Origin of the sequence: Paraburkholderia sp. BR10872, from assembly GCF_040965835.1 — a bacterium.
Classification (GTDB): domain Bacteria; phylum Pseudomonadota; class Gammaproteobacteria; order Burkholderiales; family Burkholderiaceae; genus Paraburkholderia; species Paraburkholderia nodosa_A.
Genome location: NZ_JBFRCN010000013.1, coordinates 56,710 through 77,399, shown reverse-complemented (window position 1 = coordinate 77,399; position 20,690 = coordinate 56,710). Strand labels below are relative to the sequence as shown.

The following is a 20,690-nucleotide window of genomic DNA, read 5'->3' as shown; positions in this document are numbered from 1 at the left end:
TGTTGGGCTTCCACCATCAGCGTTTTCGCGCGCAAGTGCCGCCACCTGTCCCGCACACACCGGCTGGCTTGCCGCAAAGCCCCGTCGCACAAGGCGTCGAGCGGTTCGTGAGGCTGGCGCGAAGCCGCTGGCACAGCCTGTGCATCAGGAGGAGCGAGCCCGCAAGATACTGCAGCTCAATCGCCAACTACACCGTACTGCCCTTCTGGAGAACTGTCATGAGCAAGCTGATGATCGCCGACTTGAGCGTCGCGCAAGAACTCGACCGCAAAGCAATGAGCGCCGTTCGCGGCGGTGGCGGCCTGAGCCTCTGGCCCGGCTACTACCCGGCGCCGTCGTTCAAGTACGACACGACGAACTTCACCGCCCAGCAGTTGATCGGCCAGACGAACACCATCGAGAACAACGTGGGCAACGACGTCGCCTTCGCGCAGAACATTCACGCGACGGTCAACCCGGTGCAGACCGCCCACAACACGATCAACTTCTGATCGTCCCGCCGGCGGCGCGGCCGCACGCTGCGTTCATTCGCGTGCCGCGCCCGCCCGGGTCCACCCGCCCTATTCATCAGCAACTGGAGGCTCATCATGAGTTCCCTCGTTATCCGCGAGCTGGCTCCCGGAACGGCACTCGACCGCCGCGCCATGACAGCCGTACGCGGCGGCAACGGCAGCTCTTACGGTGGCTATGGCTCGATTGCCAACATCACCGTCTCGCCCAACATCGTGCAGAACATCTCGCAGGTTCAGGTGGTCGACGTCGCCGCGCTCAATAACATCGGTTATATCGGCGCTGGCTTCGGGCCGCTGAATCTCAAGGTCAATCCCTCGCAATACGCGAACACCGGCGTGACGTTCTAGCCGCTGCCGCGAAGGGAAAATGTAGACGGCGCCGTGAGGCGCCGCCTGCTTGTTTACGTGCGCCGCGCGCCACCGCCTATACTCGAACGACACCCCTCGAGCCCAATCCGCTATCGTGGAGCAGACCATGAGCATTATCGTCATCAAGGACCTTCCGGAAAGCGTGGAACTGGACAGGCAGGCAATGGCCGCGATCGTGGGCGGCGCCCGCGTCGCTTCGCAGCGCACGCTACTCGTGCCGCGGCCGTTTATCGGCGTACGTGTGGAGATCGAAGGCTCGCCCGCGCAGCGAGGGCCGGCAACCGTCCCCGCGGCGCGGCCCCGCCCGACGCTGCTGCGTTGAGTTCACGCAGCGCGTGCGGTCATCGCCGGACGCGTGCTGGCAGGCGGAAATACGCACCACGTGCCGTCGTCGTGACGGAAGAAGAAGATTGCAATCGTGCGCGCGGGATGGACTGCCTCGACGCAAACATAGCGCAGCCGTTGCTCGTGCGTGCGGCTGAAACGTACTACACGGGCCGGCACGCGCGCGTTGGGTGCAAGCCACTTGTCGACGAGAGTGCGCAGCGAGGTTTCGGCGGAATTCATGGTGATCTCCGATGCAAGTAGCGGCGATACGTGTCGTATTGGTCTCGACTGGATATGGCGCTTACACCGCGTGCGCGACGTACGTTTCGCGGCTGGCCTGCACGCGGCGCGCGTGAACCAGCGCGCGCACCGCGCGCAAGCCGGCCAGCGGATGGGCAATGCAGGTGCGGACCTGGTCGCTGCGGCCCTTGCCGTCCACGCACCAGGTGCAGAAGTGTTCGCAGTTGTTGCTGAGCAGTCGATAGCGGTCTTCGCCGAGACGCGAGCGCGCCCGCGCGACGGCTTCGCGGCCCACGAAAGCTGCGCACGGATGCGCGACAACGGCGACTTCGTAGCCGGCGGCGAAACGTTCGAGCGTGACCTCTTCGATCGGACCGCGATGCAGCGATACGCACAAGCCGGCGTAATGAACGACCCGCCCACCGCCGACATAGATGCCGTGATGGCTGTAGCCCGCGCGACGCGATACGAGATGCGCGCCGAGCGGCGGTTCGTCTGCGTGCATCGTCGGTTGAAGGTCGGGGCTCATGGCTGCATCCGTCTGGCGGGTTGCCGGCTTCCTGTGCTGCTCGACGTTTGCCGGTTGCCAACTACCCTGCATCAGATATGCCAGGCGGCCGATCACGGTTCTATAAGGCGGAGCGGGATAATGTGCGCGCTGGAGGCGCTCGTGTGTCGGCGTTGCACCAACTCGTGTGCTTCGATTGTGTCGGCGTCGAACCATCGGGTCGCCGCCAATCCGGCTCAGGAAGCGGCACTGTGTATGTGTCGGAGTCCTGATGACGACAGGCACGCAACGTGTTGGCGAGCGCACGACCATCGCACCGCGACCGCACGAGACGCGGGCACGCGCGGACCGCGCTCCGTGAGTGCGATGTCATATGGGGCAAGCCTCACGGGGAGATGGCGCGCGAGCGCCGCGTTTCGCCGAGAAATGGCATGCTGCTTGCAAGGTATGGTCGGAACGCCGCGGACCTGCGGCTATCATCTTGACGGAGACCTGTCATGACCTCGCTCGCCATCACCGACCTTCATCTGCAATGCGATCTCGACCGCAAGGCCATGTCGTTTATCCGGGGCGCAGGCGCGCCGTGGGTATTCGGCTGGATACAGCCTTACGAGCCCCCGCAGCCTTCGCCGCTCGGTCCGATCATCAACCTCTATCAGACCAACAACACGTTCTACGCGAATCAGGTCGTCAATCAGTACCAGACGCTCGATGTGACCAATTCGGCGTCGAACTCGAACGTTGCGGTAAACGTGGGCCAGAACGGCAGGAATAACGGACTCGTCGCGTAGCCTATGGAGGCTCGATCGTGACAGGCGGATTGTTATGGAGTTCGGCATCGCGCACGGACGTAGGCCGTGTGCGGGCGCTCAATGAGGATGCATGTCTCGATCAGCCCCAACGGGGCTTGTGGGCAGTGGCCGACGGCATGGGCGGGCACACGGCGGGCGATCTGGCCAGCGGCATGATCGTGCGCGCGCTTGGGGCGCTTGCCATATCCAACACCCTCACCAGTTTCTCGGCCACGGCGCGCGGCACGCTGCAAACAGTGAACCACCAGCTGCGCGAAGAAGCCGCGCGGCGCGGGGTTCGCATGATAGGCAGCACCGTTGCCGTGCTGATGGCGAAGGGGCGCGAGTTTGGCTGGCTATGGGCGGGCGACAGCCGCATCTATCTGTACCGTGATGCACAGTTCGAAGCGCTCACGACAGACCATAGTTACGTGGCGGAGCTACAGGCGCAGGGGCATTTGAGCGCCGAAGCGGCGCGCCACCATCCATCGCAGCATTTGATAACACGGGCCGTCGGTGCGGCAGACTGGCTTGATCTGGACGAAGGCCGCATCGTCGTGCGCGACGGAGACCTCTTTTTGCTGTGTAGCGACGGCCTGAGCAATGAAGTGCAGGTTCCCGAGATGGTGCGGGCGCTCGAGGCTGGGGATTGCCAGCATGCCACTGATTTGCTTGTTGAAATGGCCTTGCAGGCTGGGGGGCGGGATAACATTACCGCTGTCGTTGTGAGGGTGGATGATCCGGCTGCGTCGGATCGGACGCTCGTTAATCCTGCTGTCGGGCGTTAGTTTTTTGTTTTTGGTCTTGGTTTTTGGCCTTTCCCTGTTTCCGCTTCGGTACCCCAGCGTCGCCCCTGTGTGGGGCCGCACCTCCTTTCTTTGCCGCGGTCATCGCGCCCAGAAGCTCTTTGCACTTTGCAGTTCGCACGCGGCCAGACCTCCGTCCGGCTCGCGCGGATGGCGTGCGAGCCAGCGCGAACACCGGCGAACGGTTCGCACAGCCCCCTGTACCTGGCAATCCTTGACGATTTATCTGGCTGTTCCTGGGAGCCCGGTCAAAGATCGGGCGATTGAGCATTGCTGGCCAGCTCCGTTCAGTGTACTTCTTGCGTCCCAACGCCTTTTTCGCGACGTATCCGGGAGGTTTTCGATGTCGTGGCTCATGCCGTTACAGGCTTATGAATTGAAGCTGGCGCCCCATCCGGCGCCGTTCTCGATAGTGAAGTTCGCGGGCCATGACCGGATCAGCCAGCTCTACGAGTACGAGATTGAATTCACAAGCCCGATAGCGGGTCTTCCGATGGATCAGGTACTCGGGCGGCCAGCCCGGTTCATCATCGATCCGGTCGACCCGAACATGGGCCACCTGCAACGCATGTTTGGCGAGAACGCTGAAAAGTTCAGCAAAAGGCCGCCCGCACAGGTCGTCCACGGCATCATCACGAAGTTCGATGAGCACGAGACCTCCGCCGACGAGACGCGCTACCGCGTCAGGCTCGAGCCTGCGATGGCGGACCTGAACCGTGGCAGGACAAGCCGGCTGTTCCAGAAGCAGTCGGTCGAAGAGATCATTACCGACACGCTGCGGCACTACGGTTACCGGGCCGGTGTCGATTTCAGGTTCAACCTGCGCGGTACATACAAGCGGCACGAGTACATCACCCAGTACCACGAGACGACGTTCGCGTTTATCCAGCGCATCTGTGCGGAAGAAGGCATCTGGTTTCGGTGGGAGCAGAAAAAGGATTACGCGGTGATGGTGTTCGGCGACGATCTGGATGCGTACGCGCGCAAGCAGCGTACAGTGCCGCATCGTCGTGACTCCGGGCTCGAGAGCGTGGGTGCCGACTCGATCAAGTCGCTGCGGCGGCGTACCCGGCGCGTGCCACAATCCGTGCGCCTGCACGACTACAACCATCGTCAGGCCGACGTTTCGCTGCTGGTCGAGGAGAACACGGCGCGTGGCGACAAGACCACCAACGCCGTCGACTATCACTGGGGCGAGCACTACGAGACGCCGGAGGAAGGCCAGCGCATTGCCCGTCTGCGGCACGAGGCTCACCTCGCGGGTCAGGTGACGTTCATCGGCACGGGCAATCCGTTCTGGCTGGAAGCCGGGGAGGTCGTGCTGGTCGACCCGGTTCAGGTCGATGCGAAGCACGGGATCTTCATCACGTCGGTACGCTCGCACGGTGGGCGCAACAAGTCGTACCGCGTGACGTTCGAGGGGATTCCTTCGGATCGGGTCTGGCGAACATCCATGGACACGATCCCGAAACCGGAAATCAAGGGCATTCTGCCGGCCCGGATCACGTCACCCGGAAACTACAAATATGCCTATCTGACGGAAGAAGGCTGGTACGTCATCAAGCTGCCGTTCGATCTGGACGAATGGAGCCCGGGTGGCACGAGCCGGCCGGTGCGCTTTGCCAAGCCCTACAGCGGCGACAACTACGGTCACCACTTCCCGTTGATCGACTCCGCCGAGGTCGCGCTCGAATTTACGGCCGCGGATCCAAACCGGCCCATCATCATCGGAGCGCTGCATGACAGCCTGCATCCGGATCTCGTCAACAACCTGAACAATACGCGCAATCTCATCCGCACGGCTGCGCAGAATGAGATGCGCATGGAGGACAAGGAAGGCGTCGAGCATATTCACCTGACGACGCCGTTTCAGACTAGCGAGCTCAATCTTGGGCATATGGTCGACGGCAATCGCAAGGAGCGGGGAAAAGGTGCGGAGTTGCGCTCCGATGAGCATGTCGCAGTACGGGCAGCAAAGGGCGTATTGGTTACCGCCGAACGACAACCTGGTGCCGCGGGCGAGCAACTCGCGATGGAGGACGCCGACACGACTCTGGAGCAGGCCGAACAGATCCTGCACGCGCTCAATGACTCGGCGAATGCTGCGAAGGCCCTGCAGGCTGACATCGATCAACAACGCGCGCTGATCCAGCAAAAGCTCAAACGGCTTCAGAAACCCGTCATTGTCGTGACGGCCCCCGATGGCGTCGGGCTCGTCAGTGGTCAGCAGATGCAGCTTGCCGCTCGCAGGCAGATGTTTGTCACTGCCGGCGACGGGCTCGACATCGGCGTCATGAAACGTATCGCAGTCGCGGCCGGCGAGGCCATTTCGATTTTTGCGGCGCGGCTAGGAATCCGGATCTTCGCCGCGAAGGGAAAAGTCCAGGTTCAGGCCCAGTCCGACACGATGGAGTTCATGTCAATGCAGGACATGACAGCCAGTTCATCGGATGGCGAGGTCATCATCACGGGGCGCAGAGGCGTCACGATCGGCGATGGGTCTGGTGCCTACATCAAGCTCTCGGGCGGCAAGATCATTCTCGGCAGTCCCGCGGGAGAAATCGAACTCAAGGGCAACCTGAAAGTCGACGACCCGGACGGTGGCAGCTTCAAGTTCCCGACATGGTCCAAGGCGCCGCTCAACGACGTAAAGGACGCAACGAACTTCGGATTTTCTGAATAAGCACAATTATGACAAGCCAACCTGCACCGAAGAAGTCGTCGCCCGCGCCGGTCAAGCTGAAGCCGTTGCCGTTCGCCTTTCCGTTCCTTCGCAAGGGACGGGGCCAGTCGGAAGCCTCCGCACAGTTCACCGACGAGCACGAGATTTACCGGCTGCTCGCCGAACGCGAGCCGTCAGGCGCGTACCTCGTCAGCCGCAAGGGAATGTGGCATGGTGGCATCCACGTCACGGAGGCCGGCGCAGGGCAATCGCTGGATCTTGACGCGGGACTGCGCTGCATCGCCGACGGCGTGCTGATCGCGTTTCGCGCCAACAAAACCTATCCGCTTAGCGAGATCGCTGCGGCCGGTGGAGGATCGCCGGTTCAGGCACCGTATAGCACGGGCTTCGCGCTGGTGCGGCATACCATGGGGTTCCCGCAGGGCACGAAGCTGACGTTCTACAGCCTGTACATGCATCTGATGTCCTGGGAGGACTATGCGAACTTCCCGAAGCGTGAAAAACCGTCGTACTGGTCGCGGCAGTGGCAAGTGACGCAGCATGCGCAGGACAAACCCTCGCCGGGTCGCAACGGGCAGGTCGCCGACCCAGCCCAGCAGGGGCTGAGGGTTCGCAAGACGCCAAACGGTACCCCTATCGGCATCCTGCCACAGGGGGCCAGCGTCAGCGTCGGCAAGACCGAGAAGGTCCACGGAAAGACGTGGGGCCAGCTAATGAACCTGCACGGCACATCACTGTATCCGCCTGAAGCTGGCGGCTATGTCGAGCCGTTCCGTGCCATCGGCGGCTGGCTTTATCTGGGTCAGGAAAACGGCGGGCCGGTCGTTGACGAGGTCGTCCCGGACTCGATGTTCGACCGGGTGATCGTGACGGCGAATCAGACATGTACAAAGGGGGATCCGCAAGGTGAGGGAGGTATTCCGGTCAAGGCGGGCGACCTGATAGGCCACCTCGGACGCTACGACTCCCTGAACCAATGCACGTCCGGAACTCGGATGGCGCACATCGAAGCGTTCTGCGACGACAGCATCCAGTCGTTCCTCGAGCAGGGGCGTGCTTGGGTCACTCAACACGGCCCGCACCCGGGAGACTGGTCTGCATTGGGCCTAGCCACCGAACCGACGATCCTTCGCATTGCACCGGGCACGGTGCTGTATCAACGCCAGGACAACAAGTTTTTCCCGGGCGCTGACCCTCAGTCGAGAAAGACGGACGCCGTTCAGGTGTACTCGCTCGCCGAGCTGGCGCGTGACCCGAAACGGCACGTTGCCGAGCCGCATCCGAATCCCAAACCTAGTCCGGATTACCCGGTGAACTGGTGGCACGTTGAAGGCGTGAACGCACAAGGTCAACCGATCGACGGCTGGGTGTGCGACTTCAATCACCCAAGCGGTCGGGTGACGCGGGAATTTGCGCAGAAGTGGATCGACTTCGCGTGCCTGGCGGATGCCCATGATCCGGCGCATACAATCTTTGCGACAACCCCGAAATGGGTTGATTATGCGAGCGGCGCCAATGTTGCCGACGTCTCTTCGCGTTCGAATCTCAGCCCGGTGATGCTCAAGGTATACGACGCCCTGTTCACAAAAGGCGATGGCAAGCAGGCGGCTGACGAACTATGCACACTGTCGCAGACCGAGCGTGGTGGATATCCGTGGTTGGTGCAGGCGGCGTCGCGGCTGATCGTGAAGCACGACAGCGAGTGGGCGAATCCGTCGAAGTGGAAGCAGCTGATCGCGGCGCTGGAAAAGCAGTCGGGTGCGGGATCGCAGGCGCAACACGAGGCGGAGCAGAAGCGGATCGACGCGCTCGCCTGGTGGGATGACGTAAAAGCCGGTGTGCTGGGTTTCCCGGGGCCGGAGGTTTTTCACGTCAATCCTGTTGGACTGGTTGGCAATTTCAAGTGTAACTGCAACTGCATAAACGTAGATTCATTCTTGCAAATTTATGAAGAGCAACACGTTTCATTTCAGAACGGTACCCAGTCACTTGACGCTACGTCGAAGGAGAATTTAAGGATCCTTATTCAAGGTATTCTTGACTACTATGAGAAGTACAAAAATAAAGAGTGCAATATCCCATACATCGCTTATATGCTGGCAACGGCTAGACTCGAAACCAAAAAATACCACAAAGATTTAAAAAAATTCATCTACTTCGAACCTACCACAGAGGGGGGGAGAAAAAAGCTACTTTAACAAATACGACCCTGTTTTGGCTGATACGGAAAAGCATCGACAACGCGCGACGGACAACGGAAATACAGAGCAAGGCGACGGTTACACGTACCGCGGAAGGGGCTATGTTCAGGTGACTTGGAAAAAGAACTATCAGGCGGTCGGGCAACAGATTGGAGTCGATCTAGCGAGCGAACCAGATCGGATGCTCGAGCCAGAAATTGCGGCGTGGGCGACCGCATACGGGATGGAAAGGGGCATATTCACTGGAAAGAAGCTATCAGATTATGTAAATGATGAAAGGCAGGATTACGTCAATGCCAGAAGGATTATCAATGGCCTTGATCAAGCCGACACAATTGCTTCTTTCGCAATTCGGTTCAAGTCGATTCTTGAGGCTGCGAAATGCTGAAATTTCTAGTATGCATGTTTATCGCCGCTGCGCTCCCGTTGGACGCCTGCGCTGAATTATTGGAGTTCACATCTGGACGGGATGGTAAATCATACGAAGCGAAAGTGACTTCGAATGGGCACGCCGCCTCTGTTTCTTTTTATCAAGATGGTAATTTGCTTGGCACGTACGATAACCTTATTGTGAAAGAGTCATCGCTATCGTCTACTTTGGTGCCTGTCATAGGGGGAGGGGTCGCGCTAGAAATTGAATCGGACGGCTCGCGAAGCAAGTACGACATTCTTGCACCCATAAAATTAATCGGCGGGAAATTGTATATAGAGTGCTTGTACAAGAATGTCTACGACTCCGTTGAAGAAGAGCGATCTGTCGGTGCGATTTGCCAAAGACGGGAGTTGGGCCAATTTGATGTCTCTGCCTCCATTAATTCAGCCAATCTATCTCTTTATACTGCGAAACACAATTGGCTCAAGAGCTTGCCTCCCGGATCCTGCCCTAACGCCGTAGGTCTCGAGATCGGCTCGTACAGAATTGCTAGATGTGCCCAAGGAGGAGCGTCGGAGACGATCAAGCAAAAAATTATCGCCCTTGATCAACAAAATAAGCTCATTTTCTCTACCACGGGGTATGAGTTGATTCCTCTGAAAGATGGCTTCGCATTTGCTTTGGCAGCAAATCTGCAGAATGATGTGGCGATATTTAATGGTGATTTCTCGTGCTATCAGAGTACGTTAAATACGTCCGACGTCGCCGGCGGCACAGCTAAAATCGGTGACAACGTTAGCATTAACTACTCCATCGGAATGACTGGAAAATGTCTAGGTGGCACCTATAGTTATGCCAAAAGAAATCAAGACATCATCTTGAGAGGAAATGTGACGGGTGAGACGTATTATATGTTGGAGATGGATGCCAAGCGAGTCTCAAGTGGCGTCTTCATGCTGAATCAAACTAAAGATGGAATCCGGGGAGAGTGGGTGGGGGTCCCACCCAAAGGGCCCTTCGCAGTTACACCATGAAAATTAAAAACATCTTTTTCGGATGCGCGGTCGCAGCAATTTCGATGAGTGGCTGCGCATCACCCGCTGATCCGTTTACTGGAGAATGGGACTGGAATAACCCACCGAATACGATGACGTTTTCGATAGATCTAAAACAACAGGGCGGCAAGCTACAAGGGTAGTATTGTGCAGTAGCGCAGAACGGCAACAGGACGGACTGCGACGACGAGGAAAATCCTAATATTGATGGAATTGTCGATAGGACGGGAAAATCAGCAATCGTCAACTTCTCCTCGTTCTTTGGCGCGCAAAACGGGAAAGCAACGCTGAAAGTAACTGATGGACACCTCGTCTGGCACATCATGAAAGCCCCAAATGGCGGGGAATTCTACGCTCCTAAAGACGCCACCTTGACGCCCCATTGATTCACGAAGGGAACTTCAAATGAAGAATATAGCTTATGAAGGTGATGCGACGAGTCACGGTGGCAAGATCCTCACGGGCTCCGATCGCATCAAGGTGCAGGGTCGCCGAGCCGCCCGTATCGGCGACAAGGTCTCATGCCCGATCCACGGCGACAACGAAATAGTCGAAGGCAGCGGCAGGATGAAGGATGGCCCCACGCCGCTGTCGCGCGACGGCGATCACACGCGGTGTGGGGCGGTCCTCATTGCCTCGTCCAACGGAGCCCAGGTTCGGTAAGCGATGCCTGTCGATTTCAAGCGCGTGCCGCCGCGCGTCGAGGTCCCACCTGCACCTCGAGCCTCAATCATCGCCTGGACTGTCCTGCTGGTGCTCATCTTGGGAGTGGGGGCGGGGCTGGCGATCATGCTCTGGCCGACAGGTCGGCCGACGAACACGCTGTGGTTCTGGTTCTGCGTCGCTGGTTACCCCTTCCTGGCGTGGGCTTTCCTGCTGTTCGCGTGGCTGGGGTATGGCTACGTCCGTCGCAATCAGGCGATTGCGACTAACCGCGTCAGCGATAAGGCCGAGCAGGCGTGTCATGCGGTGGCGGGCAGACCACTTGCGATCCTCGGCCATGCCTGGTGCTTTGCTGCGAACGATTCGGAAAACTCGCTCGAAGGAATCCTGACAGGAGCTGAACTGGCGAAACTCCGGCCAAGCGGCGCAGTCCCGGCTAGCGAAGTCAACGCACGTTGGCTCGACATTCCCGATATGCATTTTCATCCCGGAAACGAACTCGCGGAACACGCTCGTCATCATGCCGTCTGTACGTGGCTGCTTGCGCGCTTGATCGATCGTCTCCTGCCGCAAGTCAGAGGTCTTCCGCCAGGAACGAAGCTCAAGATCGAGCTTCATCATCAATCGCGGCTGAAGTCCGAGGCAGTCGAAACCCGCATACGGGGATTACTTGCTGAACAAGTACCTGCATTGAAGGTGGACATGGGATCGGGCGAACAAGGGCACTCCCTCTTCCGAACAGACGCGTGGCTTGACAATCGAGACGACAATATAGCCTACCTGCTGGTCGCCATTGAGCTTCGCGATGCAATCAGTGCCCTTCTGTCTGATGGCGTCGCGGAGGCGGGAGTCGCCCTGCTCGCTGGACATCCGCGCCTTGTGTCACCTGTGATGCCCGTCGGACTCCGATTCCATCGCCCTGCTAAAGGCACGTTTGATACTGCCGCTAGGACGCTCAAGCTTGCCGCTCGTTGGGGCCAATCCTCATGCGACGGGCTGCGCACGGTGTGGGCGCATGGCCTGACCAGTGACAGTGCGAGCGCGGTTCGGCAATCCACGTCGTTCCCCGAGGAGACGCGATGGTTTCCGCTCGAGACGTCGGTGGGCGACTGTTCGGGCGCAGGGCCGTGGTTGGCCGTCGCCCTTGCCGCAGAAAGCGCCCGGACAACGGGCGACCCGCAATTGGTGGTGTGTGGCGAAGGTAAAGAACTGATCGCCCTCACGTGCAGAAAGCAGACATGAACGACAACAAGAACGACAACAAGACCCGACCAGCCGGCCTCTTCATTGGCATCGCGGTCGTCATCGTATTCCTTGCGCTCGGTATCGCTCTATGGGTGGAAGGGCCTCGTCACGGGTGGTCTCGCGATACCCGGATCATCATCGAGCTTTCTCTGTTTTCCGCCTTGCTGGTGGTGATCCTGCTGGTCAAGTACTTCGAGGTGGTGCTGCTGTGCATCGCCTCGCTGAGAGCTTCCCGTTGGCTTACCCGTTACGATGCTGGCAAGCGCGCAGCGTCCGTTGACCTCGACGATCCGGATCAACCGCCAGGACAAGTCGATCGGGCTGCCGCGCTCCGCAATATCCTGCGTGACCGCTACGGCTGGCGCTGGCGTTACCGCGATCGTTGGGTGCTTGTCGCTGGAGATGAACCCCTTGTGAAACGCCTGGTTCCAGGCCTCGTCGCCACCGGCTACCTGATCACCGGCGGCACCGTCCTGCTCTACGCGAAGCAGACCACCGACAGACTCGACACCGACTGGCTCAACCTGATTCGCCGCCTGCGCTCCCGCCGGCCGATCGACGCGATCGTGGCGGTGACCCGCAACCGCACGTCGGCGAGGGCTGCGTTCGACGCCGACGAGCTTGCCCAGCGCCTGGCGCGCCACGCCCGCGCACTGCGCTGGGCGGCGCCGACCTATCTGGTCAACGTGACGGATTTTGGCACCGAGCCCACGGGTCCGGACGAGGCCATTGGTTTCACGTGGTCGAACGCCCGCGTGAACGCGGACGAGGTCCACACGTCGCTACGCAGCCTCATACGCAATCTCGCCGACACCGGGGTCGAACGCATTGCCCGGGACAATCACGACCGCTACCCGGCCGAACTTTCGCAGCATATCGAGCGGCTAGGTAGCGCCCTGTCGGGACTTGTGGTGCAGACGGCCCGCTCGCGCTGCTGGCGCCACGCCGTTCACGGGCTGCTTTTCGCACCGCTATTCAGCGAGCGGGAGCTGGCCCCACCTGCGGCCACGGGTAAAGCAGTCGAAGAGGGGGAAGGCGATCCTGTCGCCCTGCAGCACCGCTCGATCTGGCAGACCGTCGCCGAGCACAGCCGAAAAATCCACGGTCGCCGCGTTGGCGTTTCACTGTCGATCCTCGCCGCGTGGATGGCAACAGGCGTGGCCGCCCTCTGGATCGTCGGCACGATGGCATCGGGTTTCACAAACCGCGCCACGATCGCCGCAGCACAGGACACGCTCGCGAAACTGTCTGGAACCCTGAGCCCGGCGCAGGGCATGCAGGCACTCGACAGCCTCGACAGACAGATCGACACGCTCGAGACACGTCAGCGCGACGGCGCGCCCTGGACCTCGCGCTTCGGTCTGAATCGAGACAGCGCGCTGCTCGCCGCACTGTGGCCCGGCTATGAGGACGCGGCAGGCCGTATTCTCATTGGGCCGATCCGCCTGAAACTGGAGGATCGCCTGCGCCAGCTCGCCGCGATGTCCGACGCCGAGATCGCCAGCGGCGGCAACGCCCAGGCGCAGGCCGCCTACGATACGCTCAAGGCCTACCTGATGCTCGCCAGGCCCGAGCGGGCCGTCGCGTCCTTCCTCACGCCCCAGCTTCTGGCAACGCAGGCGCCTGCCCGCCCGCCCGCCTCGCCGCTGTCGTCCGGCACGTGGGAGGACCTTCGCCAGCACGCCATTCAATTCTTCGCGGATCACCTGGGCCGTCGACCTGCTGCGAACGGTTCAACCCTCGCCATCGTGCCGGACAGCAGCCTGGTCGCCGCCACGCGGCAGACCGTCATTGGCGTGCGCGGCATCCAGAACTCGACTGACGCGACCTACCAGCAGATCCTCGACGACGCAAAGCCTAAGTATCCGCCGGTCTCCCTGGCCGGCCTGCTTGGCGACACCACCGGGCGCGGCCTGTTCAACACGAGCCAGACCATTCCGGGCGTCTTCACGCGCGAAGCGTGGGAGCAGCGCATCTCGAAAGCGATCGACGAGGCGAGCAGCCAGGGAGACGTCGCCGGCGACTGGGTGCTCTCCGACACAAAGACGGCCAGCGCCACATCGTCGACGCTGAAAGCGGAACTGCGTCAACGCTACTTCGACGACTATGCGCGCGCATGGGCGCAGTTCCTCAACAGCCTGCGCTGGCAGAGCGCCTCGACACTGTCTGCCACCGCCGACCAGCTCTCGCTGCTGGGCGACCCACAACGCTCGCCGCTGGTTGCGCTCATGAATGCCATCGTGTATCAGGCCGGCGCGGGCGTCACGGCGCAATCGCTTTCGGATACGCTGGTCAGCAAGGCGCAGCACCTGGTCGGCGCCGACGAGAAAGATCCGTCGAAGCGGGCACAGCCCCAGCTCGCCCCCCTCGCGAATGCATTCGGTCCGATCCTGCGGCTCAGCGGCAGCGATCCCCTGTCCGGCTTGCCGGCACAGGCCGGCAAGGCCGCCGCGCAGGTGGCGACGACCGGTGACCTGAGCCTCGCGCGCTATCTCGAACGGGTTACGGCGATGCGCCTGAAGCTCGAGCAGATGGTGAATAGCCCGGATACGGAAGCGATGTCGCGCGCCGCCGCGCAGGCGGTGCTTCAGGGTAAGACCTCCGACATCGCGGACAGCCGCGACTACGCCAGCCGGGTGGCGGCGAGCCTCGGCCAGCAATGGGCCGGTTTCGGCCAGCTGTTCCAGGCGCCGCTCGACCAGACCTGGGAGGCGGTGGTGCAGCCCGCGGCAGCCAGCCTGAACGACATCTGGCGCCGCTCGATCGTTGCCGACTGGAACGCCGCCTTCGGTGGCCGCTATCCGTTTGCGGATTCGGACAACGATGCGTCGCTGCCCGAGATGGCCCGGTTCATGCGCCCGGACAACGGCGTGATCACGCAGTTCGTCACGACGCAGCTGGCCGGCATCGTCGAGCGTCAGGGCGACCGCTGGGCAGCCGCGCAGGGCGCGGGCACGCAACAGGACGCCCTGCGGCTCGATCCGGCGTTTCTGGAAGGGCTGAACCGCTTGATGCGGGTCTCGACCGTGCTGTTTCCGTCCGGCGACGCGCATGTCCGCTTTGATCTGCGCGGTGTCGCGACGCCGGGCGTGACAAACATGAAAGTGATGCTGTCCGGGCGTGAGCTCGACTACTTCAACCAGAAGGAGGACTGGGTCCCGTTCGAGTGGCCGGGCCAGTCGCTGGAGAACCTCTCGCACATCGAATGGAAGACCGAACAAGGCGGCCTGCGCACGGCGCTCGATGCGCAGGGCCGGTTCGGACTGATCCGGCTGCTGGAGCGGGCGAAGGTCTCCCGGCAGGACAATGCGCGCTGGCTGCTCACGTGGACGCCGGATGCAAGCCAGGGCATCGCGCTCAGGCTCCAGTTGCGCAGCGAGGCCGGCGCCGGACCGCTTGACGTCCTGCAGCTGCGGCACGTTGCATTGCCCGCGCGCATCTTTCTGACCGGCAGCGCGAAGGCTGGGCCGAACGCGACTGTCAGCGGTCCTCCGCCGCTGCCACTCGCAGCCATCGCCGCGGCGAAGCACGCTCCAATGCCCCTGCCGCAAGGCATTGTCCCGGAGGCGCAATGATGCTGGGCGAACTGTTCAGGAGCCTCTTTCCGGCTGGAGACCGCACGGTGAAAAAACTGCCCGCCGCATCAGCCAGGCTAGAGGCTCCCGGGCATGCACGGCCAAAAGCGCCAAGAGCCACGACAAAACGCACCGCTCGGCACCCAGATCAAGACCCCTTCTCATGATTCACCTTCTCGGCATGCCGAAAATCCTTGGAATGAATCCCATGCTTCTTGAGCAGCATCTGCAAGTGCGACCGATTCATATCACAGCGCCGCGCCAGCTCCGCGACCGTACCCCCGGTCTCCTGCAAGCCGCGCTCGAGAAACGCCCTCTCGGCCTCATCGCTAGCAGCACGCTTGGCATCGCTCAGTGAAAGAGGCGCGCCTGCCGCCTCGGCCTCCGCCACCCGCAAAGCCAGTGCAGCGGACTTAGGCCGAATATCATCGGGCAGATGCTCGATATCGGCCGTCTCACCCGCAAGACACGAAAGCCGATACACGAGATTACGCAGCTCGCGAATATTCCCCGGATAAGCATACGTAAGCAGAAAATCGCGCAACTTGGGCGTCAGCTTCATAGGCCGCCGCTTGAGCTGCGCAGCAGCCTCGTCGCCGAAATAGGCAATCAACAGCGGAATCTCGTCGCTGCGTTCTCGCAGCGCAGGCAGCGTGACATGAATCACGCTCAACCGATAAAAGAGGTCCTCGCGAAACTGCCCCTGCGCCGCGAGCTCGCGCAAGTTGCGATTCGTCGCGGCGACGATGCGCGTATCGACCCCGATGGGTTCATCGGAGCCCACCCGCTGAATCTCGTGCGATTCGAGCACACGCAGCAGCTTCACCTGCCCCTGCAGCGGCAACTCACCGATCTCGTCCAGAAAGATCGTCCCCGTATGCGCGCTTTCGAACTTCCCTTTGCGATCGCTCGACGCCCCCGTGAACGCCCCTCTGCGATGTCCAAACAGTTCTGATTCGAGCAGGTTCTCGGGTATCGCGCCGCAGTTCACTGAGATGTACGGTCGGTCGGCGCGTGCACCGTTGGCGTGGATCACCTTCGCCATCAACTCCTTGCCCGTCCCGCTCTCGCCGTCGATCAGCACGGGCAGATCGGTGGGCGCCGCCTTTTCCGCAATCTCCAGCGCTGCGAGCAGCTTCGGGTTGTCGCCGAATATGCCTTCGAAGATGAAGCTGCGCTCGATCAGCGCCTCGCGCCGCCGGTGCGCTGTGGGCGCGAGGGCATCCGGCCTTGCCAGCGCATCGAGCGCTTCGGGCGCCTCTGCCGCCGCTTCGACGAAGCGCTCCTTGCGCGAGAGTTGCATGACTTCGTCGCGCAGCGCGTTCGACTGGTTCAAGAGCTTTTCGATATCGGTGCGTTCGAGCCGCGGCGCCCAGCGCAGCGTCGAGCGCAGGATCTCGATCTTCTCGAGCAGCCCCGCATATGACACAACGGAGCTGCCGAATCCGTGCGGATCGAAGAGTTTCATGACGCCCCCAGCTGCTTTTGCACGAGCTGGTAATACATGCCCTTGCGCTCGACGAGTTCCTCGTGCCGCCCCTGCTCCACGATCGCCCCTTCGTAGAGCACGAGGATCTTGTCCGCCCGCATGATGGTGCTCAACCGGTGCGCAATGATCAGCGCCGTGCGGCCCTGGAGTATGTCGTGCATGTTCGAGAGGATGTTGCTTTCCGACTGCGTGTCGAGCGACGAGGTGGCTTCGTCGAACACGAGCAGGCGCGGGTCGTGGTAGAGCGCCCGCGCAATGCAAAGACGCTGGATCTGCCCGCCCGAAAGGCCCATGCCGCGCTCGCCCACCACCTGCTCGTAGCCGAGCGGCATCTTGCTGATGAACGCGTGCGCATCGGCCATGCGCGCCACTTCCTCCATGCGCCGCCAGTCCGGCGTTGCATCGCCGCACGCGATGTTCTCGGCAATCGTGCCGGAGAACACGAGGTTCGTCTGCATCACGTAGCCCACCTGGGCGCGAAAGTACGCGTGATCGATCGCGCTCATGTCGTAGCCGTCCACGTTGATCTTGCCTTCGGTCGGCGCGTAGAAGCCCACCAGCAGCTTCGCGAGCGTCGTCTTGCCGGAGCCGCTGCGCCCCACGATCGCCACCATCTGGCCGCGCCCCACCGAGAAGCTGATGTTCTCCAGCACATACGGCGTTTCGTTGCCGCCATAGCGGAAATACACGCCGTTGAATTCGATGTCGCCCTGCAGGTCGGGAAGCAGCACGCGCGAACCGAGGTCGGCGGGCTTCTGCTCGGGCTCGATGTCGAGCACATCGCCTAGCCGTTCCATCGCGACCGCCGCGTCGTTCATGAGGCTCCAGAGCCCGACGAGGCCCATGAGCGGCGCGAGCACGCTGCCCATGAACGCATTGAACGCAATGAGCTGGCCGATGCTCAACTCCTGATCGAGCACGAGCGTGGCGCCCGCCCAGAGAATCACGATCGTGGTCGCCGCGTTGAGCAACTGGCTGCCGAGACCCACGAGAATATTGAATGCCTGCGCGCGATACTGCACTTCGAGCGACTTCGCGTACTTGCGCTCCCACTTCAGGCGCACCGCTCGTTCTATGCCCATGCCCTTCACGGTTTCGACGCCGCCAAGCGTCTCCATCAGCATGGAGCGCGCATCGGTGGACACGGCAAAGACCTCGCGCGCGTAGCGCTTGATGCGCGGCGTGGCAATGGCGGTGAGCGCCATGATGGGAATCACGAACGCGATCAGCAGCAGCGTCAGCTTCACGTTGTAGAGGAACATGATCGTGAAGTAGATGAAGATCATCAGCAGGTTGAGCGCCGTGGTCACCGTCGATTCGGTCAGAAAAGCGCGTATCGTCTGATTTTCCTGAAAGCGCGCGAAGATGTCGCCTGTTTTGCGGCGCGCGAAGAACGAGAACGGCAGCGACATGGTGTGCTTGAAGAACTGCGACATCATCGCGAAGTCGAGACTGCGCACCATGAAATTCGACAGATGCGCGCGTATCGTCGTCATCAGCTGCGTAAACAGGTGCGAAATGATGAGTCCCACGATCAGGAGATGCAGCAGGCTCACGTTCTGGTGGACGATCACGCTGTCGAGAATGTTCTGGATGATGAGCGGCGGCACCACGCCGAGCAACTGGATCACGAAGGTCGCGAGAAACAGGTGGGCGAGTATTTTCCGGTAAGGCAGCAGGTAGCCGATGAAGCGCACCCACGGCGAGCGCGTCGCCGCCTGCGCGCCCGTGGTCTCGACCTCGGTGAACAGCAGGCACGTGCCGTTCCAGCCGCGCTCGAACGCTTCGACGCTCAGCTTGCGAAAGCCGAGCGCCGGGTCGGCCACCCTCACCCACTGCTTCGACACGCCGTACACGACGATATAGTGGTAGCCCTCCCAGTGCGCGATGAAAGGCAGCTCGAACCCTTGCAGCGCCTCAAACGTGCACTGCACGCCCCGCGTCGTGAAGCCGAGCGCCTCGCCGGTGCGCGCGAGACTGTCCAGCGTCGCGCCCTGCGTCGTCACGTTCGCGAGGTCGCGCAGCTTGCCGAGCGTCATGGGTATGCTGTAATGCCGGCAGATCATGGCGAGGCACGCTGCGCCGCAATCCATCTCCTCGGCCTGCTCGATGAGCACGAAGCGCTTGACCACGCGTTCGCGCAATGCAGCATCCGCCCCGCTGTCCACGGCAACGGGCCGGCTGCGGCGCTCGGCGAGCTTCTTCTGCCGCTGCAATTCGCGCTCGCTGAAGCGCACGCGCTCTTCCAGCACCTCGCGCAACTTCGGGTTGCGCTCCAGCATGAAATGCACAGTCTTCTCGGGAATCACCAGGAGCCGTACATCGGTGAGCGCCGTGACGGTCGCGGGCTGATTCTGGCGCAGCAGGCAAGCGCGTTCGCCGAAGATCTCTCCCGCGCCGAGCGTCGCGATCTGATAGACGCTGCCGTCTTCCTCGCGCGCAATACTGACCTCGCCCTGCCGCACGACATATAGGCGCATGTCACCGCCAGCACCCTGATGGATGATCTCCTTGCCCGCGCTCACGCGCTTGACGCCCACGCTCGACACATACTCTTCGAGCTCGGCGCGCGAAAGCTTGCCGCGCAGGTCGAACAGCCGCGTGACGAAGCCGCCCGCGGAGCTGATCGCGACATAGCTCGTCACGAACGACTGCGCGGCCGGATTCGCAGCCAGCAACGGCTCGAGCGCCGCGCGGGGGATGCAAAGCACCTCGGTTTTCGCGGAAGCGCGCACCGACACTTCGTGCCAGTAGTCGCGCAGCATGGCGATTTCGCCGAATACTTCGCGTTCCTTGCGCACGCCGAGACTCATTTCCTTGCCGCGCTCTTCGGCGATGATCCGCACGGAGCCCGAGCGGATCACATAGAGTCCGGCTGCGGGCTCGCCGCGCTTGCACAGCGTGTCGCCAAATGCGTAGTTGTGCGTTTCGACCTGCGCGGCAAGACGGTCGAGTTCCTCGCGCGAGAAGAGCGAGAGCGGTTCGACCGATGCGAGAAAATCCACCAGCGACGGCGCGCTGGCAGGTAGGGGCGCCTGGGTGTCCATCTGCGTGGCTCTGCGCGCTCAGTGCGCGTCGATGATATGTTCTTGTGCGCGCTCGGCGAGCCATTCTTCGCGCAATAGCCGCCGCACCTCGGACGAGACGTCCGCTTCGAGCGACGCCGGATGCTTTGCCGTCACGCAAAAGATTTCGAAGAACGAGCCGTCCGGCGCGGGAAACGGGCCGAGCAGGTCGCCGACCTGCGCGTTGAACACCTTCGCCTCGATGTCCGTCTTCAACGACCCACGCAATACCTTGCCGATCACGCCGCCGCGCTCGCTGGTATCGGCGATCGAATGCTCACGCGCCATTTCGCCGAACGCCTGCGGCTCGTCCTCGAGAATCGACATGACCTCGCGCGCCTTGCCTTCCGAGTCCACCACGATGTGGCTCACTTCGATGCTGTCGAATTTCGGCGAATTGAGCTTGAAGTAGCTTTCGACCGCCTCGTCGTTGCAGATCAGGTTGAAGGTCTTCTCCTGATAGAGCGTGTCGGTAATGAAGTGCTCGAATTCGTCGAGGCTGATACCGAACACGTCCAGGTAGCGATTCATGTCCGCCGCGCGGTGCAGCCCCCGCACGCGGCGAAACTGGTCGGCGCGTTGCTGGATTTCGTCGGGCTCCACCTTTACGCCCATTTTCTTCGCGGCGATGACCGTGAGCCGGTCGCGCACCTGCTGCTCGACCAGGCTCTCGAACTGCCCCGTGAGTTTCAGCACGCGGATGAAATCTTCCGTGTCGATCGCTTCGTCGTCGATCCGTACGATTGTCGTCATTGCGTTCCCCTGATTTCCGATTCCCGAAATCTGAA

General features: G+C 61.6%; 17 protein-coding genes. 12 read left to right on the top strand and 5 right to left on the bottom strand.

Going from position 1 to position 20,690, the window contains the following annotated elements:
- The first annotated feature begins 218 nt into the window (after positions 1 to 218).
- The 3 genes from AB4Y43_RS13110 to AB4Y43_RS13100 all read left to right on the top strand — a co-directional run bounded on the left by AB4Y43_RS13110 (position 219) and on the right by AB4Y43_RS13100 (position 1,203).
- Positions 219 to 491: a hypothetical protein gene (locus AB4Y43_RS13110; RefSeq protein ID WP_069262244.1), complete on the top strand. Its 273-nt coding sequence runs from the start codon at positions 219 to 221 to the stop codon at positions 489 to 491.
- A 96-nt stretch (positions 492 to 587) separates the two neighbouring features.
- Entirely contained in the window at positions 588 to 860 is a 273-nt protein-coding gene (locus tag AB4Y43_RS13105) for a hypothetical protein (protein WP_042267637.1), read from the top strand.
- Between the two features lie 127 nt (positions 861 to 987).
- Positions 988 to 1,203: a hypothetical protein gene (locus tag AB4Y43_RS13100; RefSeq protein WP_069262245.1), complete on the top strand. Its 216-nt coding sequence runs from the start codon at positions 988 to 990 to the stop codon at positions 1,201 to 1,203.
- Positions 1,204 to 1,205: 2 nt separating this feature from the next.
- Here AB4Y43_RS13100 and AB4Y43_RS13095 read toward each other — a convergent pair whose 3' ends face one another.
- Entirely contained in the window at positions 1,206 to 1,448 is a 243-nt protein-coding gene (locus AB4Y43_RS13095) for a hypothetical protein (protein WP_069262246.1), read from the bottom strand.
- Positions 1,449 to 1,509: 61 nt separating this feature from the next.
- Positions 1,510 to 1,977 (bottom strand): lecithin retinol acyltransferase family protein, encoded by a 468-nt coding sequence (locus AB4Y43_RS13090; RefSeq protein ID WP_069262247.1) that lies wholly within the window; start codon positions 1,975 to 1,977, stop codon positions 1,510 to 1,512.
- A 476-nt stretch (positions 1,978 to 2,453) separates the two neighbouring features.
- Between AB4Y43_RS13090 and AB4Y43_RS13085 the strand changes: the two genes are divergently transcribed.
- From AB4Y43_RS13085 to AB4Y43_RS13045, 9 genes are all read left to right on the top strand, one after another.
- On the top strand, positions 2,454 to 2,747 hold the full coding sequence (locus AB4Y43_RS13085) for a hypothetical protein (RefSeq protein ID WP_368727960.1): 294 nt from the start codon (positions 2,454 to 2,456) through the stop codon (positions 2,745 to 2,747).
- Between the two features lie 17 nt (positions 2,748 to 2,764).
- Complete coding sequence (locus AB4Y43_RS13080) at positions 2,765 to 3,535, top strand: PP2C family serine/threonine-protein phosphatase (protein WP_141710578.1); 771 nt, start codon at positions 2,765 to 2,767, stop codon at positions 3,533 to 3,535.
- Positions 3,536 to 3,896: 361 nt separating this feature from the next.
- Positions 3,897 to 6,236: a type VI secretion system Vgr family protein gene (locus tag AB4Y43_RS13075; protein WP_368727959.1), complete on the top strand. Its 2,340-nt coding sequence runs from the start codon at positions 3,897 to 3,899 to the stop codon at positions 6,234 to 6,236.
- A gap of 8 nt (positions 6,237 to 6,244) precedes the next feature.
- Positions 6,245 to 8,434: a glycoside hydrolase family 19 protein gene (locus AB4Y43_RS13070; RefSeq protein ID WP_368727958.1), complete on the top strand. Its 2,190-nt coding sequence runs from the start codon at positions 6,245 to 6,247 to the stop codon at positions 8,432 to 8,434.
- A 16-nt stretch (positions 8,435 to 8,450) separates the two neighbouring features.
- Positions 8,451 to 8,825, top strand: a complete 375-nt coding sequence (locus AB4Y43_RS13065; RefSeq protein WP_368727957.1) for a glycoside hydrolase family 19 protein — start codon at positions 8,451 to 8,453, stop codon at positions 8,823 to 8,825.
- Positions 8,819 to 9,844 (top strand): hypothetical protein, encoded by a 1,026-nt coding sequence (locus tag AB4Y43_RS13060; RefSeq protein ID WP_368727956.1) that lies wholly within the window; start codon positions 8,819 to 8,821, stop codon positions 9,842 to 9,844. Before AB4Y43_RS13065 ends, AB4Y43_RS13060 begins: the two co-directional genes overlap by 7 nt.
- 426 nt (positions 9,845 to 10,270) lie before the next feature.
- Complete coding sequence (locus AB4Y43_RS13055) at positions 10,271 to 10,528, top strand: PAAR domain-containing protein (RefSeq protein ID WP_368727955.1); 258 nt, start codon at positions 10,271 to 10,273, stop codon at positions 10,526 to 10,528.
- Between the two features lie 3 nt (positions 10,529 to 10,531).
- Positions 10,532 to 11,770: a hypothetical protein gene (locus tag AB4Y43_RS13050; RefSeq protein WP_368727954.1), complete on the top strand. Its 1,239-nt coding sequence runs from the start codon at positions 10,532 to 10,534 to the stop codon at positions 11,768 to 11,770.
- Positions 11,767 to 15,348 carry an ImcF-related family protein gene (locus tag AB4Y43_RS13045; protein ID WP_368727953.1) on the top strand — a complete coding sequence of 1,194 codons (3,582 nt, stop codon included), beginning with the start codon at positions 11,767 to 11,769 and terminating at the stop codon, positions 15,346 to 15,348. Before AB4Y43_RS13050 ends, AB4Y43_RS13045 begins: the two co-directional genes overlap by 4 nt.
- A 148-nt stretch (positions 15,349 to 15,496) precedes the next feature.
- Here the strand turns inward: AB4Y43_RS13045 and AB4Y43_RS13040 are convergent, their stop codons facing one another.
- Genes AB4Y43_RS13040 through AB4Y43_RS13030 form a run of 3 tightly spaced genes read right to left on the bottom strand, consistent with a single transcriptional unit; the run spans position 15,497 to position 20,655 of the window.
- Positions 15,497 to 16,816, bottom strand: a complete 1,320-nt coding sequence (locus tag AB4Y43_RS13040; protein WP_069262257.1) for a sigma-54-dependent Fis family transcriptional regulator — start codon at positions 16,814 to 16,816, stop codon at positions 15,497 to 15,499.
- Complete coding sequence (locus tag AB4Y43_RS13035; RefSeq protein WP_368727952.1) at positions 16,813 to 19,884, bottom strand: peptidase domain-containing ABC transporter; 3,072 nt, start codon at positions 19,882 to 19,884, stop codon at positions 16,813 to 16,815. Before AB4Y43_RS13035 ends, AB4Y43_RS13040 begins: the two co-directional genes overlap by 4 nt.
- 18 nt (positions 19,885 to 19,902) lie before the next feature.
- Positions 19,903 to 20,655 (bottom strand): peptidylprolyl isomerase, encoded by a 753-nt coding sequence (locus tag AB4Y43_RS13030; RefSeq protein WP_069262259.1) that lies wholly within the window; start codon positions 20,653 to 20,655, stop codon positions 19,903 to 19,905.
- Positions 20,656 to 20,690: the final 35 nt, after the last annotated feature.

Bases quoted from the DNA above. Each gene is read 5' to 3' on its own strand.
- AB4Y43_RS13105 (WP_042267637.1), top strand. From the start codon at position 588: ATGAGTTCCCTCGTTATCCGCGAGCTGGCTCCCGGAACGGCACTCGAC.
- AB4Y43_RS13040 (WP_069262257.1), bottom strand. From the start codon at position 16,816: ATGAAACTCTTCGATCCGCACGGATTCGGCAGCTCCGTTGTGTCATAT.
- AB4Y43_RS13100 (WP_069262245.1), top strand. From the start codon at position 988: ATGAGCATTATCGTCATCAAGGACCTTCCGGAAAGCGTGGAACTGGAC.
- AB4Y43_RS13050 (WP_368727954.1), top strand. From the start codon at position 10,532: ATGCCTGTCGATTTCAAGCGCGTGCCGCCGCGCGTCGAGGTCCCACCT.
- AB4Y43_RS13045 (WP_368727953.1), top strand. From the start codon at position 11,767: ATGAACGACAACAAGAACGACAACAAGACCCGACCAGCCGGCCTCTTC.
- AB4Y43_RS13060 (WP_368727956.1), top strand. From the start codon at position 8,819: ATGCTGAAATTTCTAGTATGCATGTTTATCGCCGCTGCGCTCCCGTTG.
- AB4Y43_RS13030 (WP_069262259.1), bottom strand. From the start codon at position 20,655: ATGACGACAATCGTACGGATCGACGACGAAGCGATCGACACGGAAGAT.
- AB4Y43_RS13110 (WP_069262244.1), top strand. From the start codon at position 219: ATGAGCAAGCTGATGATCGCCGACTTGAGCGTCGCGCAAGAACTCGAC.
- AB4Y43_RS13035 (WP_368727952.1), bottom strand. From the start codon at position 19,884: ATGGACACCCAGGCGCCCCTACCTGCCAGCGCGCCGTCGCTGGTGGAT.
- AB4Y43_RS13085 (WP_368727960.1), top strand. From the start codon at position 2,454: ATGACCTCGCTCGCCATCACCGACCTTCATCTGCAATGCGATCTCGAC.
- AB4Y43_RS13075 (WP_368727959.1), top strand. From the start codon at position 3,897: ATGTCGTGGCTCATGCCGTTACAGGCTTATGAATTGAAGCTGGCGCCC.
- AB4Y43_RS13055 (WP_368727955.1), top strand. From the start codon at position 10,271: ATGAAGAATATAGCTTATGAAGGTGATGCGACGAGTCACGGTGGCAAG.
- AB4Y43_RS13095 (WP_069262246.1), bottom strand. From the start codon at position 1,448: ATGAATTCCGCCGAAACCTCGCTGCGCACTCTCGTCGACAAGTGGCTT.
- AB4Y43_RS13090 (WP_069262247.1), bottom strand. From the start codon at position 1,977: ATGAGCCCCGACCTTCAACCGACGATGCACGCAGACGAACCGCCGCTC.
- AB4Y43_RS13070 (WP_368727958.1), top strand. From the start codon at position 6,245: ATGACAAGCCAACCTGCACCGAAGAAGTCGTCGCCCGCGCCGGTCAAG.